Origin of the sequence: Streptomyces sp. NPDC046859, assembly GCF_040645135.1 — a bacterium.
Lineage (GTDB): Bacteria > Actinomycetota > Actinomycetes > Streptomycetales > Streptomycetaceae > Streptomyces.
In genome coordinates this window covers 368,931-387,430 of sequence record NZ_JBEYXR010000002.1, presented here as the reverse complement: position 1 = coordinate 387,430, position 18,500 = coordinate 368,931, and the positions used below count along the sequence as shown (strand labels likewise).

Sequence of the window (18,500 nt, the reverse complement as noted above, 5' to 3'; positions counted from 1 at the left end):
TGTCTCCTCGGTGTGGTTCTACTGGCTGGTGCAGGTGGACAGGGCGGACGGGGCCGGGACCGCGGGCTCCGGGTCCAGCCAGGGCAGTTCGTGCCCCATCCGGTCGCGCTTGGTGCGCAGGTACCGCAGGTTGTGCTCGCCCGCCTGGACGGGCATCGGCTCGCGCTCACTGACCTGGATGCCGTGGGCGAGCAGCGCGTCGGACTTGTCGGGGTTGTTGGTCAGCAGACGTACGCTGCGCACCCCTAGGTCGGCGAGGATGCGCGCGCCGGCGCCGTAGTCGCGGGCGTCGGCGGGCAGGCCGAGTTCGAGGTTGGCGTCGAGGGTGTCGCGGCCGCGCTCCTGGAGTTCGTAGGCACGCAGCTTGGACATCAGGCCGATGCCCCGACCCTCGTGGCCGCGCAGGTAGACGACGACGCCGCGGCCCTCGTCCTGGATGCGGTGCAGCGCGGCCGCCAACTGGGGGCCGCAGTCGCAGCGCTGGGAGCCGAAGACGTCACCGGTGAGGCATTCGGAGTGGACGCGGACCACGACGTCCTCGCCGTCGCCGATCTCGCCGTGGACGAGGGCGACGTGCTCGACGCCGTCGACGGTGGAGCGGTAGCCGTAGGCCGTGAACGTGCCGTGGGCGGTGGGGAGATGGACCTCGGCCTCGCGCCGGACGGTTGAGTCGGCGGCGAGCCGGTCCTCGTCGGGGGCGGTGGGCTCCACGGGCTTCGGGTGCTCGGCCTCGCGCCGGTAGGCGACGAGGTCGGCGATGGAGACGATCGTCAGGCCGTGCTTGCGGGCGAACGGGATCAGCTCGGGCAGCCGCAGCATCTCGCCGTCCTCCCCGGCGATCTCCACGATGGCGCCGGCCGGGCGCAGTCCGGCGAGCCGGGCGAGGTCGACGGCGGCCTCGGTGTGGCCGTTGCGGACGAGGACGCCGCCGGGCCGGGCGCGCAGCGGGAAGATGTGTCCGGGGCGGACGAGGTCCGTGGGCCGGGCCGTGCCGCTCGCCAGGAGCTGGAGGGTGGTGGACCGGTCGGAGGCCGAGATGCCGGTGGTCACGCCGTGCTCGGCGGAGGCGTCGACGGAGACGGTGAACGCCGTCTTCATCGACTCGGTGTTGTCCGCCACCATCTGCGGCAGTTCGAGCCGGTCGAGCTCCTCGGGCTCCATGGGCGCGCAGATCAGCCCGCGGCACTCGCTCATCATGAAGGCGACGATCTCGGGCGTCGCGTGTTCGGCGGCGACGACGAGGTCGCCCTCGTTCTCCCGGTCCTCGTCGTCGACGACCACGACGGGGCGGCCGGCCGCGATGTCGGCGACGGCCCGCTCGATCGGGTCGAGCCGCAGGTCCTCGGCGCTCTCGGCGCTGTACAGAATCGGTGCCGCGGTCATACCGGCGCTCCTTCCAGGACGGGCCGCGCGCCGTTGCGGGAGCGCAGCCACCAGTCGCGCATGCCCCACAGGACGAGTGCGCCGTAGATGACGTAGACGAAGCCGGAGAAGGCGTAGCCGTTGGCGAAGTTGAGGGGGACGCCGACCAGGTCGACGAGGAGCCAGGCGAACCAGAACTCGACCATGCCGCGCGCCTGGGCGTACATCGCGACGACGGTGCCGACGAAGATGTAGGCGTCGGGCCAGGGGTCCCAGGACAGGGTCGGGTACGCCTTGAACAGCAGCGCGACGCCCACGGTGCCGACGGCGGCCGCGCCCAGCATGGCCGCGCGCTCGCGCCAGGTGGCGAACCGTACGGCGATGTGGCCGTCCTCGCCGCGGCCCTTGCCGCGCTGCCACTGCCACCAGCCGTACAGGGCGACGACCATGACGACGGCCTGCTTGCCGGCACTGCCGGTGAGGTGCCCGAAGAAGGCGCCGAAGAGGATCAGTCCGGCGAGGAACTGCACGGGCCAGGTCCACAGGGAGCGCCGCCAGCCGAGGGCGAGGGCGGCCAGGCCGAAGAGGTTGCCGATCATGTCCGACCAGAGGATGTGCTGGCCGAACAGCGTGAACGCCTCGGAGTTCAGCGAGTTCACCGGGTGGCCGTCCCTTCGGAGGAGAGGCGGCCGCCCAGCATCCGCTCGACGTACTTGGCGATGACGTCGACCTCGAGGTTGACCGGGTCGCCGGGCTGCTTGCGGCCGAGCGTGGTCAGGTCGAGGGTGGTCGGGATGAGGCTGACGGTGAAGAAGTCGGGTCCGGCGTCGACGACGGTGAGGCTGATGCCGTCGACCGTGATGGAGCCCTTCTCCACGACGTAGCGGGAGAGGTCCGCGGGCAGGGAGATCTTCACGATCTCCCAGTGCTCGGAGGGCGTGCGCTCCAGGACCTGGCCGGTGCCGTCGACGTGTCCCTGGACGATGTGCCCGCCGAGGCGGTCGCCCACGGCGGTGGGCCGCTCCAGGTTGACGCGGGAACCGACGGTCAGGGCGCCCAGGCTGGAGCGCTTGAGCGTCTCGGCCATGACGTCGGCGGTGAACTCGTCGCCCTCGTGGTCGACGACCGTGAGGCAGACGCCGTTGACCGCGATGGAGTCGCCGTGCTTGGCGCCGTCGGTGACGACGGGGCCGCGCAGTCGGAAGCGACAGGCGTCGCCGAGGGTCTCGACGGCCGTGACGTGGCCCAGCTCTTCGACGATTCCGGTGAACACTTCCCGGGTCCTCCTGCCTCATAGGGGCACGGACTCCGGGGCTGCCGATGACGACAGAATGTACGAGCGAGGGCACCGGGGCGACGCCGGACGAGGGTTCGCCCCATCGACGAACCGGTACGGCGGCGCGCACACAGGCTCGCCCGCCGCGCACTGCCTCCCATCCGGACTTTAACCGTCGGTCCAGGAATTTCACCTGGTCAACCGGTCGCTGGAAGCGACCGGGTCGCGGACTGTAACCGCCGGTTCGGACTTTCACCGACCCCGGAGTGCGCTGCTTGTGGTACATGCCCAGTGTGCCACGACCGGTGGGTGTCCATACGGGCGAGGGGTGTGGGGTGACTCACAGGACGCGTCGCTGGACTTTCCCGGCGGGCGGCGATGCTCCCAACTCCCCTGTTTCCGTGGAAGTTTCCCGACTGGTCCATACCTATTGACGCTATGGTCTAGTCCTCTCTACTGTCAGCGGTGCGCGGCCGGGACTCGGCGCCCCGCCGCACCCACGAGAGCGCCCGGCGGCGGTGACGACGGCCCTTGCCCGCCGCCGGGTCTCCCCAAGCGCTCCCCTTCCACCCCCCCCGGATGTCACATCTCCCCCCGGGTGCTCCGTCGGAGAAGGCGAGGGATGCTCCGGAACAGGAGCGTCCGCGTCACGAAGGGGTGGAACACGATGACCACGACGCTGGTGACCGGCGGGACAGGGACGCTCGGCCGGCTCGTCACGGAGCGGCTGCGGGCGAGCGGGCACGAGGTGCGGGTGCTCAGCCGGCACGCGCGGCCGTACGCCGTCGACCTCCGCAAGGGCGGGCCCGGACTGGACGCGGCGATGGCCGGCGTGGACACGGTGGTGCACTGCGCGAGCTCGCCCAACGGCGGCGACGAGGAGGCGGCGCGGCACCTGATCGCCGCCGCGCGGAGAGCCGGGGTGCGCCACCTGGTCTACATCTCGATCGTCGGCGTGGACCGGGTGCCGTTCGGCTACTACCGCGGCAAGCTCGCCGTGGAACGCCTGGTCGAGGAGTCGGGGCTGGGCTGGACGGTGCTGCGCGCGACCCAGTTCCACGATCTGCTCGCGCGCGTGTCGGGCGCCCTCGCCAGGCTGCCGGTCGTGCTGCTGCCGGCCCGGGTGGAGGATCAGCCGGTAGAGGTCGCCGAGGTCGCGGACCGGCTGACCGAACTGGCCGAGGGCGAGCCCGCCGGGCGCGTGGCGGACATGGGCGGGCCCGAGGTGCGGACCTTCGACTCGCTGGCCCGCTCCTACCTGAAGGCCACGGGCCGCAGGCGCCTCGTCGTGAGCGTGCCGCTGTGGGGACGGGCCTACCGCGCCTTCCGCTCCGGCGGACACCTCGCACCCGAACAGGCGGTGGGCAAGGGGACGTTCGAGGAGTACCTGGACCGGCGCTTCGGTCCCCGGTCCTAGGGAGCGTCGCCCTCCTCACCGCCCCGGCGGGGCGAACAGGACCTCCTGCGCCCGGTCCCGAGCCGTCAGGAGGGCTCCGCGGAGGACCGCCGTGCCGCCCAGGGTGCTCGGGCGGACCGCGACCGGGAGGGGGGACATGCGCCGTACCCGCTCCTCGACCAGGGCGGCGAGGAGCGGGCCGCCGGCCTGTCCGACCTCGCCGCCGAGGACCACGCAGCCGGGGTCGAGGACGGCGACGACCGAGGCCACGCCCAGCGCGATCCGGTCCGCGAGGGCGTCGAGGAACGGCCGGGCCTCGCCGGCGTGCGCCGCCGCCTCCCCCACCAGGCGTGCGGCGGCCGGTGCGTGGGCGTCCTCGGCGGTCAACCCGTGCTCCGCCGCCAGCCGTGTGATCGCCGCCGAGCCCGCCAGCGAGTGGAAGCCTCCCGCGCAGTCCGTCGCCGACGGCAGTCCCGTGGTGCCCGGCACCGGGAGGAAGCCGATCTCGCCGGTGCCGCCGGACGCCCCGCGGCGCAGTGCCCCGTCGAGGACGACGGCGGCGCCGGTGCCGTGCCCCAGCCACAGCAGGACGAAGGTGGCGCGGTCACGGGCCGCGCCGTCGCGCTGTTCGGCGAGGGCGGCGAGGTTGGTCTCGTTCTCGACGCTGACGCGGGCCTCCGGGAACCGCTCCTGGAGGGTCGCCACGAGGCCGCGGTGCCACTGCGGCAGGCCGGAGGAGTCGCGCAGTTCGCCGCTCGCCGGGTCGATCAGGCCGGGGGCGCCGATGCCCACGGTGTGCAGCCGGTCCGCGCCGGCCTCCTTCACGGCCCGCTCGACCAGGGCGACCGCCCGCTCCACGGCGGGGCCCGTCCCGGTGTCGTCGCCGATGGGCACGGACGCCTCGGCGAGCACCGTGCCGACCAGGTCGGACACCGCCACGGAGACGCCCTCGGTACGGACGTCCAGCGCGGCGAGATGGGCACGGTCGGCGACGATGCCGTACAGCCGGGCGTTCGGGCCGCGCCGCTGCTCGCCCGCCTCGCCGACGACGGTGATCAGCCCGGCGTCCGCCAGGCGCTCGACGAGGTCGGCGACGGTCGGCCGGGACAGCCCGGTCAGCTGCTTCAACTGGCCGGCCGTCAGCGGGCCCTCCTGCTGCAGCAGTCGCAGGGCGAGCCGGTCGTTGATGGCCCGGGCGGTGCTCGGGGATGCGGCGGGCATGCCGGGATCCTTCCAGATCGGCGGGGCCGCGCGCGGCGGCGGGCGGCGTCCCGGCACCCTATCTATCAGGCAGGGTTCCTGATAGTTTACGGCCGGACCGCGCGGAGGCGCGGACCAGGAGGGGGTCACTTCATGGGTGGGACCGGTGGAAGGGTCTACGACCTGCGGGAGGTCAGGCGCGCCCGGTACGCCGTGGCCGCCGTCTTCGCCGCGCACGGCGCCGTCACCGGGTCGTTCGCCACCCGGGTGCCGTGGATCCAGGACCACGCGGGGGTCAGCGCGGGCCAGCTCGGCCTCGCACTGGCGTTCCCCGCGCTCGGCGCCTCCGTCGCCATGCCGGTCGCGGGCCGGGTCACCCACCGCTTCGGCGCCCGCAACGCGCTGCGCGGGCTGATGGCGCTGTGGACGCTCGCCCTGACCCTGCCCTCGCTGGCGCCCAACCTGCCGGCGCTGTGCCTGGCCCTGTTCGCGTTCGGCGCCACGGCGGGCATGGCGGACGTGGCGATGAACGCCCTCGGCGTCGAGGTGGAGAACCGCCTGGGCCGCTCGATCATGTCCGGGCTGCACGGCATGTGGAGCGCCGGCGCCCTGATCGGCTCCGCGGCCGGCACCCTCGCGGCGCACCTGGGCTCGGACGCCCGGCTGCATCACGCGCTCGCGGCGGCGGTGCTGACCGTGCTCGGGGTGGCGGCCTGCCGGTGGGTGCTGGACCTGCAGCCCGATGAGGGCGAGGACCCGCCGCCCCGGTTCGCGTTGCCGCCCCGGTCCGCCCTGCTCATCGGGGCCGTCGGGTTCTGCGCGGTCTTCGCGGAGGGCGCGAGCCTGGACTGGTCGGCGGTGTACCTGCGGGACCAGCTGGACCCCTCGGCGGGGCTGGCCGCCGCGTGCACCACGGGCTTCACGCTCACGATGGCGATCGCCCGGATCGCCGGCGACCGGGTGGTGGACCGCTTCGGCTCGGTGCGCACGGTCCGTGCCAGCGGCGTCCTCGCGACGCTCGGCGGGCTGCTGGTCGTCGTCTCCGACGTCCCGGCCCTGGCGATGACCGGGTTCGCGCTGCTGGGCCTCGGGATCGCGGTGGTCGTGCCGCTGTGCTTCGCGGCGGCGGGCCGCAGCGGCTCGAACCCCTCGCTGGCCATCGCGGGCGTCGCGACCATCACCTACACCTCGGGGCTGGTCGCCCCCGGCGCGATCGGCGGGCTCGCCCAGCTCACCAGCCTGGTGGTGTCGTTCTGCCTGGTCACCCTGCTCGCCTCGGGTCTCGCGGTGTTCGCGGGCGTCCTGCGCACCGCCGACCGCGACCGCCCGAAGGTCAGCCGGCCGGACGCAGCAGTTCCCGGCCCACGGCCCTGAACTCCTCGCTCCACGGCGCCGGGCGCAGCGTCCGGGCGTCGAGCCGGACCAGCACGCGGCTGCCGTGCGCGTAGGTCACCGAGCCGTCGGAGGAGCAGAACCGGAAGCCGTACGTCAGCCCGGTGGTGCCCAGTCGCTCCAGCCACAGGTGGACGGCGTAGGCGCCGGGCCTGGTTACCGGCGCCTCGTAGGTGATGCGCAGTTCCTTGACCGCGTTGCAGGCGTCGCCCGCGGCCACCCAGTCGCCCTCGAAGCGGAAGCCGTGCTCCTGCCACAGTTCGGTCCACGCCCGCTCGACCATCAGCGGGTAGCGGGCGTTGTGCAGCAGCCCGAGCGCGTCGAGGTCGTCGAAGTGCACGGTGACGGGCACGAGCCGGCCGTGGGACGGGGCGGACAGTGGCGGGGCTTCGGCGGTCACGGCGGGACTCCTGGGACGGACGAGAGGACCCCGCCATCCTAAGCGGACGCTCAGAAGTCGAGGTGGCCCCGGGTCGGCGGCCCGGTCGGTGTACCCGACAATGGTCCGGACCCCTCGTTCGCACGACGAAAGCGAAACCGCACCATGGATCTCGGCGTCCGCTGGAAACTGCACGGAGACGGACGCACTCCGGCGCCCGGCGCGGTGGTCCGCCCCGACGAGCGGCTGTCCTGGCCGCGCACGGCCGGGCTCGGCGCCCAGCACGTGGTGGCGATGTTCGGCGCCAGTTTCGTCGCGCCGGTCCTCATGGGGCTCGACCCCAACCTGGCGATCATGATGTCCGGCGTCGCCACGGTGATCTTCCTGCTGGCCACGCGCGGCCGGGTGCCCAGCTACCTCGGCTGTTCGCTGTCCTTCGTGGGCGTCGCGGCCGTCATCCGGGCGGACGGCGGGTCGAGCGCGGTCGTGACCGGCGCGGTCCTCGTGGTCGGTGCGGCGCTGTTCCTGGTCGGGCTCGCGGTGCAGCGGTTCGGGGCCCGCATCATCCACATCGCGATGCCACCGGTCGTGACCGGCGCGGTGGTCATGCTGATCGGCTTCAACCTCGCCCCGGTGACGGCCTCCACCTACTGGCCGCAGGACCAGTGGACGGCCCTGCTGGTGATGCTGTTCACCGGTCTGGCCGTGGTCTGCCTGCGCGGCTTCTGGTCCCGTATCGCGATCTTCCTCGGTCTCGTCCTCGGGTACGGCCTGTCCTGGGTGTTCGACCGCGTCTTCGGCCGTATCCACTCGGTCGACGCGAGTGGCAAGGTCACCGACCACTGGCGGCTCGACCTGTCCGGCGTCGCCCGGGCCGACTGGATCGGCCTGCCCGATCTGCACGGCCCGTCGTTCCAGTGGTCCGCCATCCTCGTCGCGCTGCCGGTGGTCATCGCCCTGGTCGCCGAGAACGCCGGGCACGTCAAAGCCGTCGGCGAGATGACCGGCGACGACCTCGACGACAAGCTGGGCACCGCGATCTCCGCGGACGGCGCCGCCTCGATGCTGTCCACCGCCGTGGGCGGCCCGCCCAACACGACGTACTCCGAGAACATCGGCGTGATGGCCGCGACCCGCGTCTACTCCACCGCCGCCTACTGGGCCGCCGCCGGCTTCGCCCTCCTCTTCGGGCTCTGCCCCAAGTTCGGCGCGGTCGTGGCGGCCGTCCCCGGCGGCGTGCTCGGCGGCATCACCGTGATCCTGTACGGCATGATCGGCCTGCTCGGCGCGCAGATCTGGATCAACGCCGAGGTCGACCTGCGCAATCCGCTGAACCTGGTGCCGGCCGCGGCGGGCATCATCATCGGCGTCGGCAACGTGACGCTGAAGATCACCGACACCTTCGAGCTGAGCGGCATCGCGCTGGGCACACTCGTCGTCATCACCGGCTATCACGCCCTGCGGGCGTTCGCCCCGGCCCACCTCAAGACGCAGCAGCCGCTGCTCGACGAGGGCACGTCGTCGTATGACGAGGGGAACGCCGGCGAGGGCCCTCAGCGCGCCAGCTCGTAGGCGTAGGAGGCGGTGAACGTGCCGGGCTCCCCCTTGCAGCCGTCCGACTCCCCCGGCAGCTTCACCCACAGATAGCCGTCGATCCGGGCCTCGCCGGTGGCGAGGGTGGGGGCCCGGCCCAGCTTGCGGCCCAACGGGTCGCACCACTCGCCGTCCGGCGGTGCACCGGCGCCGTTGCGGCTGGTGTCGATGACGGCGCCCAGGCCCGGGCCGCCGCCGAGGGCGTCGAGGACCCGCCGGTCGTAGGCGATCTCGGCTGCCGTGGTGTGGAAGTTGGAGACGTTGCTGAAGACTCCGTCGGAGGACGCGGCCGAGGCGGCGCCCGCCTGCCGGAGCCATCCCGCCTGCCTGGCCGGGCTGTGCCAGCCGGAGTGCCCGGCGTCGTAGTACACACGCGCCCGGGGGTTGGCGGCCTTGACGACCCGGCCGGCCCGGGCCAGGGACGCGAAACGCGCCGCGCGCTCCCGCTCGGAGAGGCACTCGGACTGGGCGACGGAGTCCGGCTCCAGGACGACGATGACGTCACCGGAGCCCAGCCCGGCCGCGAACCGGTCGATCCACGCGTCGTACGCCGCCAGGTCGGGAGCCCCGCCCTCGGAGTACCCGCCGCAGTCGCGGTCCGGGATCACGTACGGCACCACCACCGGGGTGCGGCCCTGCGCCGCGCCGCCCGAGGTGACCGCGCGGACCCGGGCGGTGATGGTGCCCGGCGTGAAGTCGGCGAACCACACCGCGGCCGGCTGGGCGGCGATCCGGGACTGGATGACGCCGTACCGAGGGTCACCGGGGTGGCCCCGGACCCACTCCTGGACCTGCGAGTCGGGGTGGCGGTAGAGCCGGGTGGAGACCGGGGCCGCGCGCCGCGCCCGCTCCGGCGTCCCCGAGGGTGTCGCGGACGCCGTCCGCCGCGGGCTCGGCGAGGCCGAGGGGGACGGGGACGCGGTGGGCGACGGCGACGCGGACGGCGCGACGGGCAGCGCGTCGAGACGCACGGAACGCGTCTTCTCGGGCGGCCCGGCCTGCTCGGAGTCCGGCCCGCCGTCGAGGGCGGAGATCAGCCCGGTCGTCGTTCCGACGGCCACCACGACCGAGGCCGCCGCGACCAGGGCGCTCCGCCGTGCGGTCCTCCTGCGCTCGGCCCTGCGTGACGCCAGTCGCCGGGCGCGTGAGCCTGGCACCGTCCTGCTCCCCCTCCCCCACGGCGGGCACGTTCCCCCGTTCTGGGGAAGCGCCGGGCCCGCCGTCACCCGGGTCAGCCTAAAGCTGGGAATCTGCCCCCATGGCGCAATGCGAACAATTCACCACACCCGTGGACGCCGTCCTCTCCCGTATGCGCGCCCTCGACGCGAGGCTGCCCGAGCGCGACGGGGTCGCGGTCTTCAACCGCGTCTACCTCACCGTCACCGAGGCGGTCGACCGGCACATCGACGCCGGGCGGTTCCCCGACGCGCGCGCCGCGATCACCCTGGATGTGCGGTTCGCGGAACGCTATCTCACGGCGGTGGAGACGGCGGAGGAGGCCCGGCGTCCGCCCGCCTGCTGGCGGCCCCTGGTCCAGATGCGCCGTCACCCCGGCGTACGGCCGCTGCAGTTCGCTCTCGCGGGCATCAACGCGCACATCGGGCACGATCTGGCGCTCGCCGTGGTGGACGCCTGCCGTAGCCTCGGCTGCGAACCCACCGACCTGGAGGACGAGTTCGAGCGGGTGGGGGATCTGCTCATCTCGCTGGAGGAGCACATCCGCGAGGAGCTGATGCCGGGTCCCGACCTGTTCCAGATCGCGGACCCGCTCACCCATCTGCTGGGCTCGTGGAGCCTGGAGCGGGCACGGGACGCCACCTGGGCGGCGGCGCGTGCCCTGTGGGCGCTGCGCCGGCTCCCCGAGCTGGCAGCGGAGTTCACCGAGCGGCTGGACGCGGCCGTGGGCCTGGCCGGACGCATGCTGCTGACCCCGCTGCGCGACTGAGCGGCGGCCGGATGGCGATTCCCCGGGCCGCCGGTACGTCGGCCGGCGGGGGTCCGCCGATGGGGAAGGAGCTCTGCGCCACGGCCATCGGCCTCGGACTGTCTTCCCCACCTGCGGCAGTACGCGGTCAGTCCTCCGGCAGCTCGACCGGCGCGATCTCGTCGTAGACGTCGCCCGGACCCGGGTTGGTGGCGTCCGTGGTGCCGCCGAGTTGGTGCATGACGCCCCACACCGCGTTCAGCGCGGTCTGGACGGCGCCCTCGGCCCAGCCGGCGGTCCAGGAAATGTCGTCGCCGGCGAGGAAGATGCCCCGCTTGTCCTCGGGCAGCCGGTCCTGCATGAAGTGGGTGAACAGGCGCCGCTGGTAGCGGTAGTGGCCGGGCAGGTTGGCCTTGAACGCGCCCATGAAGTAGGGCTCGTTCTCCCAGGAGACCGTCACCGGGTTGCCGATGATGTGCTTCCTGATGTCGACCTTCGGGTAGATCTCGCCGAGCGACTTCAGCATGACCTCCATCCGCTCCTGCGCGGACAGCGGCAGCCACTTCAGGCTGTCGTCGCACCAGGTGTAGGAGAGGCAGATGACGGCGGGCTTGTCCGGGCCGTCGTCGAGGAGGTAGGTGCCGCGCGTCATCCGGTCGGTGAGCGTCATCGACATGACGTCCCGGCCGGTCGGATTTCCCCTGTCGTCGACGGCCTTGTCCAGCCAGAACGGCCGGTCCACGGGGACGAACAGCTTGGAGGACTCCATGTAGTGGGTGCGCTCGATCGCGGTCCAGTGGTCGATCGGGAAGAGCGAGTCGTCGCAGTCGATCTTGGAGAGCAGCATCCAGGACTGGGCCGTGAAGATCGCCGCACGGTAGGTGCGGATGTCGCCGGTCGCGTCGGTCACGGTGATCCGGTTGCCCGCGGCCCGGTGCAGGCGGGTCACGGCCGGGCGGGGCGCGCCGTCGACGTGCAGGGACTTCAGGGACGTCCCGTAGGGCCAGTGGACGATCTTCTCCGGCTCGCGCTCCCACAGGCGCAGCGGCAGCTGCTGGGAGCCGCCGACGATGCCGCGGTGGTGGTCGTCGGCCTCGGTGTAGACGACGCGCAGGATCTCCAGGATGGAGTTCGGGAAGTCGGTGTCCCAGCCGCCGGTGCCGAAGCCGACCTGACCGAAGATCTCGCGGTGCCGGAAGGACTTGAAGGCCTCGGAGTCGCAGAGGAAGCCGTAGAAGGTCTGGTTGTCGAGCTTCTCGACGAGCTCGGACCAGATCGCGCGGATGCGCGGCACGTCCCGCTCCCGCATGGCCCGGTTCATGTCGGAGAAGTCGGCGCCCTCCTCCAGGCACTTGTTCCAGGCGGCGGCGACGTCGCGGTAGACCTGCGGCAGGTCGTCGATCGTCTCGGCGTAGTGCGACTCGCCCTTGAGGTCGACGACGGTCGACGGGGTCGTCTCCGACAGGGGGTTGGGGAAGGGCCGGGTCTCCAGGCCCACCAGGTCGATGTAGTGCTGCAGGGCCGTGGAGGACGGCGGGAAGCGCATCGCGCCCATCTCGGCGGTCAGGCCTTCGGTGCTGGGGCCGTCGAAGCCGACGGTGCGCAGCCGGCCGCCGATCTGGTCGGCCTCGTAGACGACGGGCTTGAGGCCCATCTTCATCAGCTCGTAGGCGGCGACGATGCCGGACAGACCGCCGCCGATGACGGCGATCTCGGTGCCGTGCTCGGTGGCGGGTATCTGGCCGAGGCCGGCCGGGTGGTTCAGGAAGTCGTCGTACGCGTAGGGGAAGTCCGGACCGAACATGGTGATCGGCGGCTGCTGCTCGTCGGCGTGCTGGACGGCGGTGGGCACCGTGGACGTCATGGGGTACGGACTCCTTGCGACTGCGGGGGAAGAGCGGGGAGGTTCAGACGAGGGACCCGTAGAGGCCGGGGCGGCGGTCCCGCAGATACGGGTTGGCCTCGCGGGAGGCGGCGACGAGGGCGGGGTCGACGTCGGCGAGGACGAGGTCCTCGGCGCGGCCCGCGCGAGTGCGCGCGATGCCGTCGGGGCCGGCGAGCGTGGAGAGGCCGACGAACTCGAACTCCCCTTCGTGGCCGACCCGGTTGACGTACGCGACGTACATCTGGTTCTCGAAGGCCCGCACCGGGATCATCGACTCGGCGACGAACTGGAACGGGTGCATCTGCGCGGTCGGGACGATCAGCAGCTCGGTGCCGGCCAGCGCGTGGGCCCGGACGTTCTCCGGGAACTCGACGTCGTAGCAGATCAGGATGCCGACCCGGACGCCGTCGACCTCGGTCTGGACGACCTGCCGGTCGCCCGGCGTGAAGTGGTCGTGCTCGAAGCCGCCGAAGAGGTGCGTCTTGCGGTAGTCGGCGAGCCGGGTGCCGTCGGCGGAGACCAGTTGCGCGGAGTTGTACACGCTGTCGCCGGCCCGCTCCGGGTAGCCGTAGGCGATCGCGAGCCCGTGCCGTGCGGCGGTCTCGGCGACCGCGTCGGCGTACGCGCCGTCGGCGGGCTCGGCGAGCCGGGCGATGCCGTCGCCGATCGCGTACCCGGTGAGGAACATCTCCGGCGTCACCAGCAGCCCGGCGCCCGCGGCGGCGGCGCGGCCCGCGGCCTCGTCGAGGACCTTGAGGTTCTCGACGGTGGAGCCGGGGCGGCCGGAGCTCTGGAGCAGGGCGGTGCGCATGTGTCCTCACCGGGGCGAAAGGGTGGTTGTGGGAGCCATCTAGAAGGTACGGTCGGCCGGCCGACAGGGACAAGAAGGAGCCGTTGCGCGCCGGTGAGCGGTTCGTTGCGTTCGGGGGCGGGTCGGCGGCGATTCGTTGCGCGGCCCAGGTGCGGGGGCCGCCCCCCGCACCTTCCCCTGTCACGCCGGGGTGGTCCGGGCCCCGGTCAGCGCGGCCGCCGTCACGAGATACGGCACGGCCAGCACCGCGAAGACGGTGCCGTGGGCGAGGTCCGTGCCGAGCAGCGCGTACACGCCGAACGCGGCGATCGTGGCGAGCTCGGTGCCCAGGCTCGCCACCGAGGTGAGCGTGGCCCGGCGGGACTCCTCGATCCGGTGCTGGAGGCGGACGTCGGAGAGCACCTCGGCCAGCTGGAAGCCGGCGAAGGCGAGGCCGACCAGGGCGATCCCGGCCAGGGTGCGGGACGCCGCCCCGACGGCCAGCGCGAGGGCCGCGCCCGCGAGCAGCGCCGCCAGGCCCCTGGTGCCGAGGCGTTCGGCCGGTCCGGCCAGGAGGCTCCCGGCGGTGACGGCCGCCCACACCAGCATGACCAGGTACGGCACGGCCGCTTCGGGGACCCCGATGTCGCGGACCAGCAGTGGGACGTACTCGTCCAGCGCGCCCCACACCGCCGCGACGGCGGGGACCAGCAGCAGCGCGCCGCGTACGGCCCGGTCGCCGCGCACATCGGCGAGCCCGGACCGCAGCGTCCCGGCCCAGCCGCCGTGGCCGGTGGCCGGCCGCTCACGCCGCTCGGGGAACAGGGCGGCCACCGCGGCGGTCACCAGGCACGCCAGGACGCTCGCCCCGCCGACGGCCCGGTAGCCGCCCCAGGCGAGCACGGGTCCCGCGAGGCCGAGGGAGGCCACGGTGCCCAGCAGGCGCGCGGCACGGGCGCGGCCCATGACGCGCGCGTAGCGGCCGGCGGCGTCACGCCGGTCCAGCTCGTCGTAGACGAGGGCCTCCAGCGCGCCGGAGCCGAGCGCGCCGCCCGCGCCCCACAGCACGAAGCCGGTGGCGAAGGCGGCGTACGACGGCACGGTCACCCACAGCGCGAAGCCGGCGGCGGTGAGCAGTGGGCCGATCCACAGCAGCCGGCGGCGGGACACCGTGTCGGCCCAGACGCCCGAGGGCACCTCCAGCAGCACGGCGGTGAGCGACCACAGGGCGAAGAGCGAGGAGATCTGCCAGAGCGGGAGGCCGGTGTCGGCGAAGAGCAGCGCGTACACCGGGTAGAGCAGGACGAAGTCGTCGAGGAACGCGTAGCCGTACAGCGTGGCCGTCAGGCGTCGTACGCCGGTCGTGGGCACACGCGTGGGTGAGAGTGTCATGGGGCCTTCCCGCAGGGACGTCTCGGACACCGGGGGTACGGCGTCCGGGGCGGACCTCGGGAGGCACGGCTGGTGGATCAATGTCGCCAGGTCATGACACCGATGATAGGTGCCGGGGCGGCTCTCAGGTGGGCGAGCCGGAGGAGAACCGGCGCAGGAGCGGGGAGAGCACCAGCACCGACTTGGTGCGCTCCACGAACGGCTCCCCGGCGATCCGCTCCAGGACCCGTTCGAAGTGCCGCATGTCCGAGGCGAAGACCTGCACCACGGCGTCCGCGTCGCCGGTGACGGTGGACGCGGCCACGACCTCCTGGTACGGCTCCAGACCCCGCCGGATCGTCTCCGGCGAGGTGTTGTGCCGGCAGTAGATCTCGACGAACCCCTCGGTCTCCCAGCCGAGGGCCGACGGGTCCACCCGGACCGTGAAGCCGGTGATGGCCCCGGTGGCCCGCAGCCGGTCCACGCGCCGCTTCACGGCGGGCGCGGACAGGCCGACCAGTTGCCCGATGTCGGCGTAGGAGCGGCGGGCGTCCTCGGCGAGGGCGTGCACGATGCGTTCGTCGAGATCGTTCAGCACTGCGGGCGGTTCACTTCACTTCAGGCAGGGCGAGACGGGAACGGCGATACCCGTACAGGAAGTAGAACACGAGTCCGGCGGCCATCCAGCACCCGAAGACGACCCAGGTGACGGTGTCGAGGCTGAGCATGTTGTACACGCAGAACAGGAAGCCGAGCGCCGGCAGCACCGGTCCGAACGGCACCCGGAACGTGCGCTCCAGCTCGGGCCGCTTCCTCCTCAGCACGATCACCGCGATGTTGACCAGCGCGAAGGCGAACAGGGTGCCGATGCTGGTGGCGTCGACCAGCTTGCCCAGCGGGATGAGGGCGGCCAGCGCACCGCAGAACAGCGACACGATCACCGTGTTGAGACGGGGGGCGCCGGTCTTCGGGTGGACCTTGCCGAGGGCCTTGGGGACCAGGCCGTCGCGGGACATGGCGAACAGGACGCGGGTCTGCCCGTAGAGCACGGTGAGGACCACGCTGGCGATGGAGATGACCGCGCCGAGGGCGAGCAGGGTGCCCCAGATGGTCTGGCCGCTGACGTCGTTCGTGATCGCGGAGAGGGACGCCTGGGAGCCCTCGAACTTGGTCCAGTTCCAGGCGCCGACGGCCACCCCGGCGACGAGGACGTAGAGCGCCGTCACGATGATCAGCGAGAGCATGATCGCCCGCGGCAGGTCCTTCTTGGGGTCCTTGGCCTCCTCGCCGGCGGTGGAGGCGGCGTCGAAGCCGATGTAGGAGAAGAACAGCGTGGCGCCGGCGGCGCTCACCCCGGCCATGCCGAGCGGCATGAAGTCGGCGTAGTTGCCGGACTTGAAGCCGGTGAAGCCGACCGCGCAGAACAGCACCAGCGCGGCGATCTTGACCGCGACCATGATCGTGTTGGCGCGGGCGGACTCGCGGACCCCGCCGAGCAGGAAGACCATCGCCAGCAGGACGACGATCAGCGCGGGCAGGTTGATGACCCCGCCCTCGCCGGGGGCGGAGGACAGCACGGACGGGATGGTGACGCCTATGGTCCCGTCGAGCAGCTCGTTGAGGTACTCGCCCCAGCCGACGGCGACGGCGGCCACGGAGACGCCGTACTCCAGGACCAGACACCAGCCGCAGATCCAGGCGACCAGCTCGCCCATCGTTGCGTACGCATACGAGTACGACGAGCCTGCGACGGGGATGCTGCCCGCCAGTTCGGCGTACGACAGGGCCGAGAAGAGGGCCGTGAGACCGGCGATCACGAAGGCCAGGGTGACCGCGGGGCCGGCCTCCGGGACCGCGTCGCCGAGGACGACGAAGATGCCGGTGCCGAGGGTGGCACCGATGCTGATCATGGTGAGTTGCCACAGTCCGAGGGAGCGCCGCAGGGACCCTCCCTCGCCCTGGCCACCCTCCGCGACCAGGTGTTCCACGGGCTTGCGGCGCATCAGGCGCGCGCCGGTCCCACGGGGGGCGGCGGCGGCCGTCCGGTCTCGGTCCTGCGGGGGTGCGCCTTGGTCGAGCACGCGCTGGCTCCTTGTCGCTGCCGGTCAGGGCGGCAGGGACCGGCGGCGTCCCCTGAGGGCGGGGACCCACCGAGCGGGGTCCCTGCCGCGCCACGTACGAGGCGACAGCCTACGAGCATCGACGTTGCGGGTGAAATGCAGCAACCTTGCGCATACCCGCAAGATCATTGCGTTCCGGGGGCCCGGGCGGGTGTTCGTTGCACGAGGGCTTTCGACCGTTGCGCCGGGACGCGGAACGGCCCCTTGCGTCCCGTGCGGCGGGGTGCCGGGGCGAAGGGGCCGTACGCGAAAGGGGTGAGGACCGGTCAGCTCCAGCTGGCGTGCAGCGGCTTGCCCTCGGCGTAGCCGGCGGCGCTCTGGATGCCGACGACGGCCTTCTCGGCGAACTCCTCCAGCGAGGCGGCGCCCGCGTAGGTGCAGGAGGACCGCACGCCCGCGATGATCGAGTCGATCAGGTCCTCCACACCGGGACGGGCCGGGTCGAGGAACATCCGCGAGGTGGAGATGCCCTCCTCGAACAGGGACTTGCGGGCCCGGTCGTACGCCGACTCGTCGGAGGTGCGGTTGGCCACGGCCCGCGCGGACGCCATGCCGAACGACTCCTTGTACAGGCGCCCGCTCGAGTCCTGCTGCAGATCGCCGGGCGACTCGTAGGTGCCGGCGAACCAGGACCCGATCATCACGTTGGACGCGCCGGCGGCGAGCGCCATGGCGACGTCGCGCGGGTGCCGGACACCGCCGTCGGCCCACACGTGCTTGCCGTACTTCCTGGCCTCGGCCGCGCACTCCAGGACGGCGGAGAACTGCGGGCGGCCGACGCCGGTCATCATGCGGGTGGTGCACATGGCGCCGGGGCCGACCCCGACCTTGATGATGTCCGCGCCGGCCTCGATGAGATCGCGCACACCCTCGGCGGCCACGATGTTGCCCGCGACGATCGGCACCTGGGGGTCGAGTGCCCGCACGGTCCCGATGGCGGCGATCATCGACTCCTGGTGGCCGTGGGCGGTGTCGATGACCAGGGTGTCCACACCCGCGTCGAGCAGCTGCTTGGCCTTGCCGCCCACGTCGCCGTTGATACCCACGGCGGCCGCTATGCGCAGCTTGCCGGCGGCGTCGACGGCCGGGGTGTACAGGGTGGCGCGCAGGGCGCCCTTGCGCGTCAGGATGCCCGCGAGACGGCCGTCGGCGTCGACGGCGGGGGCGTAGCGCCGGTTGTGGGCGTCGAGCTTGTTGAAGGCCTCGCGCGGGTCGATGTCCGCGTCCAGGAGCAGCAGGTCGCGGGACATGACGACCTCGAGCTGCGTGAAGCGGTCCACGCCGGACAGGTCGCTGTCGGTGACCACGCCGACCGGCCGCCGGTCCTCGTCGACGACCACACCGGCGTTGTGGGCGCGCTTGGGCAGCAGGGCCAGCGCGTCGGCGACGGTCTGGTGGGGGGCCAGCACGATCGGGGTGTCGAGCACGTGGTGGCGGCTCTTCACCCAGGAGACGACGTCCGTGACGACCTCGATGGGGATGTCCTGCGGGACGACCACCAGGCCGCCGCGCCGGGCCACCGTCTCGGCCATACGGCGCCCGGCGACGGCGGTCATGTTGGCGACGACCAGCGGGATGGTGGTGCCCGTGCCGTCCGGGGCGCCGAGGTCCACGCCCTGCCGCGAGCCGACCGCGCTGTGGCTCGGCACCATGAAGACGTCGTCGTACGTCAGGTCGTACGGGGGCTGGATGTCGTTGAGGAAACGCACGTGCTGCACATCCCAGTCGATCAGAGGTGGCCCCCGGACAGGTCAGCCAGGGGGAAGAGCACGTACTTCATTCTCCCATGCCGGCCGGAACGCCCTGAACGGT

The 18,500-nt window shown here is 72.6% G+C and carries 16 protein-coding genes and 1 riboswitch; of the genes, 4 read left to right on the top strand and 12 right to left on the bottom strand.

Annotated features, from left to right (window positions below; genetic code table 11):
• Positions 1-18 precede the first annotated feature (18 nt).
• From ABZ899_RS04190 to ABZ899_RS04180, 3 genes are read right to left on the bottom strand one after another with little or no spacing between them, the layout of a single operon-like run.
• Entirely contained in the window at positions 19-1,383 is a 1,365-nt protein-coding gene (locus tag ABZ899_RS04190; protein WP_361340412.1) for a bifunctional 3,4-dihydroxy-2-butanone-4-phosphate synthase/GTP cyclohydrolase II, read from the bottom strand.
• Positions 1,380-2,021 (bottom strand): nicotinamide mononucleotide transporter family protein, encoded by a 642-nt coding sequence (locus ABZ899_RS04185; RefSeq protein ID WP_361340411.1) that lies wholly within the window; start codon positions 2,019-2,021, stop codon positions 1,380-1,382. Before ABZ899_RS04185 ends, ABZ899_RS04190 begins: the two co-directional genes overlap by 4 nt.
• On the bottom strand, positions 2,018-2,635 hold the full coding sequence (locus tag ABZ899_RS04180; RefSeq protein ID WP_361340408.1) for a riboflavin synthase: 618 nt from the start codon (positions 2,633-2,635) through the stop codon (positions 2,018-2,020). Before ABZ899_RS04180 ends, ABZ899_RS04185 begins: the two co-directional genes overlap by 4 nt.
• Before the next feature lie 146 nt (positions 2,636-2,781).
• Positions 2,782-2,912, bottom strand: a riboswitch (FMN riboswitch).
• A gap of 393 nt (positions 2,913-3,305) precedes the next feature.
• Here ABZ899_RS04180 and ABZ899_RS04175 point away from each other — a divergent pair.
• A complete protein-coding gene (locus ABZ899_RS04175; protein ID WP_361340405.1) occupies positions 3,306-4,055 on the top strand; it encodes an NAD(P)H-binding protein in 750 nt (249 codons plus the stop codon).
• 15 nt (positions 4,056-4,070) lie between these two features.
• Here ABZ899_RS04175 and ABZ899_RS04170 read toward each other — a convergent pair whose 3' ends face one another.
• Complete coding sequence (locus tag ABZ899_RS04170) at positions 4,071-5,255, bottom strand: ROK family transcriptional regulator (RefSeq protein WP_361340403.1); 1,185 nt, start codon at positions 5,253-5,255, stop codon at positions 4,071-4,073.
• 132 nt (positions 5,256-5,387) lie between these two features.
• Here ABZ899_RS04170 and ABZ899_RS04165 point away from each other — a divergent pair, with 132 nt between their 5' ends.
• The gene (locus tag ABZ899_RS04165; RefSeq protein WP_361340400.1) at positions 5,388-6,608 is read left to right on the top strand and encodes an MFS transporter; all 1,221 of its coding nucleotides are present in this window, start codon (positions 5,388-5,390) and stop codon (positions 6,606-6,608) included.
• Here the strand turns inward: ABZ899_RS04165 and ABZ899_RS04160 are convergent.
• Positions 6,568-7,026, bottom strand: coding sequence for a thioesterase family protein (locus ABZ899_RS04160; protein WP_361340398.1), 459 nt, complete (start codon positions 7,024-7,026; stop codon positions 6,568-6,570). The genes ABZ899_RS04165 and ABZ899_RS04160 overlap by 41 nt on opposite strands.
• 144 nt (positions 7,027-7,170) lie before the next feature.
• On the opposite strand from ABZ899_RS04160, the gene ABZ899_RS04155 reads away from it, so the two are divergent.
• Positions 7,171-8,577, top strand: coding sequence for a solute carrier family 23 protein (locus ABZ899_RS04155; RefSeq protein ID WP_361340396.1), 1,407 nt, complete (start codon positions 7,171-7,173; stop codon positions 8,575-8,577).
• Here ABZ899_RS04155 and ABZ899_RS04150 read toward each other — a convergent pair.
• On the bottom strand, positions 8,559-9,683 hold the full coding sequence (locus ABZ899_RS04150; protein ID WP_361340576.1) for a glycoside hydrolase family 6 protein: 1,125 nt from the start codon (positions 9,681-9,683) through the stop codon (positions 8,559-8,561). The two genes, ABZ899_RS04155 and ABZ899_RS04150, sit on opposite strands and share 19 nt — an antisense overlap.
• Positions 9,684-9,856: 173 nt before the next feature.
• Between ABZ899_RS04150 and ABZ899_RS04145 the strand changes: the two genes are divergently transcribed.
• Positions 9,857-10,543 (top strand): DUF5995 family protein, encoded by a 687-nt coding sequence (locus tag ABZ899_RS04145; protein ID WP_361340393.1) that lies wholly within the window; start codon positions 9,857-9,859, stop codon positions 10,541-10,543.
• A gap of 127 nt (positions 10,544-10,670) precedes the next feature.
• On the opposite strand, the gene ABZ899_RS04140 is transcribed toward ABZ899_RS04145, so the two are convergent.
• The 6 genes from ABZ899_RS04140 to ABZ899_RS04115 all read right to left on the bottom strand — a co-directional run bounded on the left by ABZ899_RS04140 (position 10,671) and on the right by ABZ899_RS04115 (position 18,406).
• Positions 10,671-12,386, bottom strand: coding sequence for an NAD(P)/FAD-dependent oxidoreductase (locus ABZ899_RS04140; protein ID WP_361340390.1), 1,716 nt, complete (start codon positions 12,384-12,386; stop codon positions 10,671-10,673).
• A gap of 43 nt (positions 12,387-12,429) precedes the next feature.
• On the bottom strand, positions 12,430-13,218 hold the full coding sequence (locus ABZ899_RS04135) for a carbon-nitrogen hydrolase family protein (RefSeq protein WP_361340387.1): 789 nt from the start codon (positions 13,216-13,218) through the stop codon (positions 12,430-12,432).
• A gap of 180 nt (positions 13,219-13,398) precedes the next feature.
• Positions 13,399-14,589 carry an MFS transporter gene (locus ABZ899_RS04130; RefSeq protein ID WP_361340384.1) on the bottom strand — a complete coding sequence of 397 codons (1,191 nt, stop codon included), beginning with the start codon at positions 14,587-14,589 and terminating at the stop codon, positions 13,399-13,401.
• A gap of 124 nt (positions 14,590-14,713) precedes the next feature.
• Positions 14,714-15,166 (bottom strand): Lrp/AsnC family transcriptional regulator, encoded by a 453-nt coding sequence (locus ABZ899_RS04125; RefSeq protein ID WP_055623753.1) that lies wholly within the window; start codon positions 15,164-15,166, stop codon positions 14,714-14,716.
• Positions 15,167-15,176: 10 nt separating this feature from the next.
• Positions 15,177-16,649 (bottom strand): amino acid permease, encoded by a 1,473-nt coding sequence (locus ABZ899_RS04120; RefSeq protein WP_361340381.1) that lies wholly within the window; start codon positions 16,647-16,649, stop codon positions 15,177-15,179.
• Positions 16,650-16,954: 305 nt separating this feature from the next.
• On the bottom strand, positions 16,955-18,406 hold the full coding sequence (locus tag ABZ899_RS04115; RefSeq protein ID WP_361340380.1) for a GuaB1 family IMP dehydrogenase-related protein: 1,452 nt from the start codon (positions 18,404-18,406) through the stop codon (positions 16,955-16,957).
• Between the last annotated feature and the right edge of the window lie 94 nt (positions 18,407-18,500).

Bases quoted from the DNA above. Each gene is read 5' to 3' on its own strand.
- ABZ899_RS04190 (WP_361340412.1), bottom strand. From the start codon at position 1,383: ATGACCGCGGCACCGATTCTGTACAGCGCCGAGAGCGCCGAGGACCTG.
- ABZ899_RS04175 (WP_361340405.1), top strand. From the start codon at position 3,306: ATGACCACGACGCTGGTGACCGGCGGGACAGGGACGCTCGGCCGGCTC.
- ABZ899_RS04170 (WP_361340403.1), bottom strand. From the start codon at position 5,255: ATGCCCGCCGCATCCCCGAGCACCGCCCGGGCCATCAACGACCGGCTC.
- ABZ899_RS04165 (WP_361340400.1), top strand. From the start codon at position 5,388: ATGGGTGGGACCGGTGGAAGGGTCTACGACCTGCGGGAGGTCAGGCGC.
- ABZ899_RS04155 (WP_361340396.1), top strand. From the start codon at position 7,171: ATGGATCTCGGCGTCCGCTGGAAACTGCACGGAGACGGACGCACTCCG.
- ABZ899_RS04145 (WP_361340393.1), top strand. From the start codon at position 9,857: ATGGCGCAATGCGAACAATTCACCACACCCGTGGACGCCGTCCTCTCC.
- ABZ899_RS04140 (WP_361340390.1), bottom strand. From the start codon at position 12,386: ATGACGTCCACGGTGCCCACCGCCGTCCAGCACGCCGACGAGCAGCAG.
- ABZ899_RS04135 (WP_361340387.1), bottom strand. From the start codon at position 13,218: ATGCGCACCGCCCTGCTCCAGAGCTCCGGCCGCCCCGGCTCCACCGTC.
- ABZ899_RS04130 (WP_361340384.1), bottom strand. From the start codon at position 14,589: ATGACACTCTCACCCACGCGTGTGCCCACGACCGGCGTACGACGCCTG.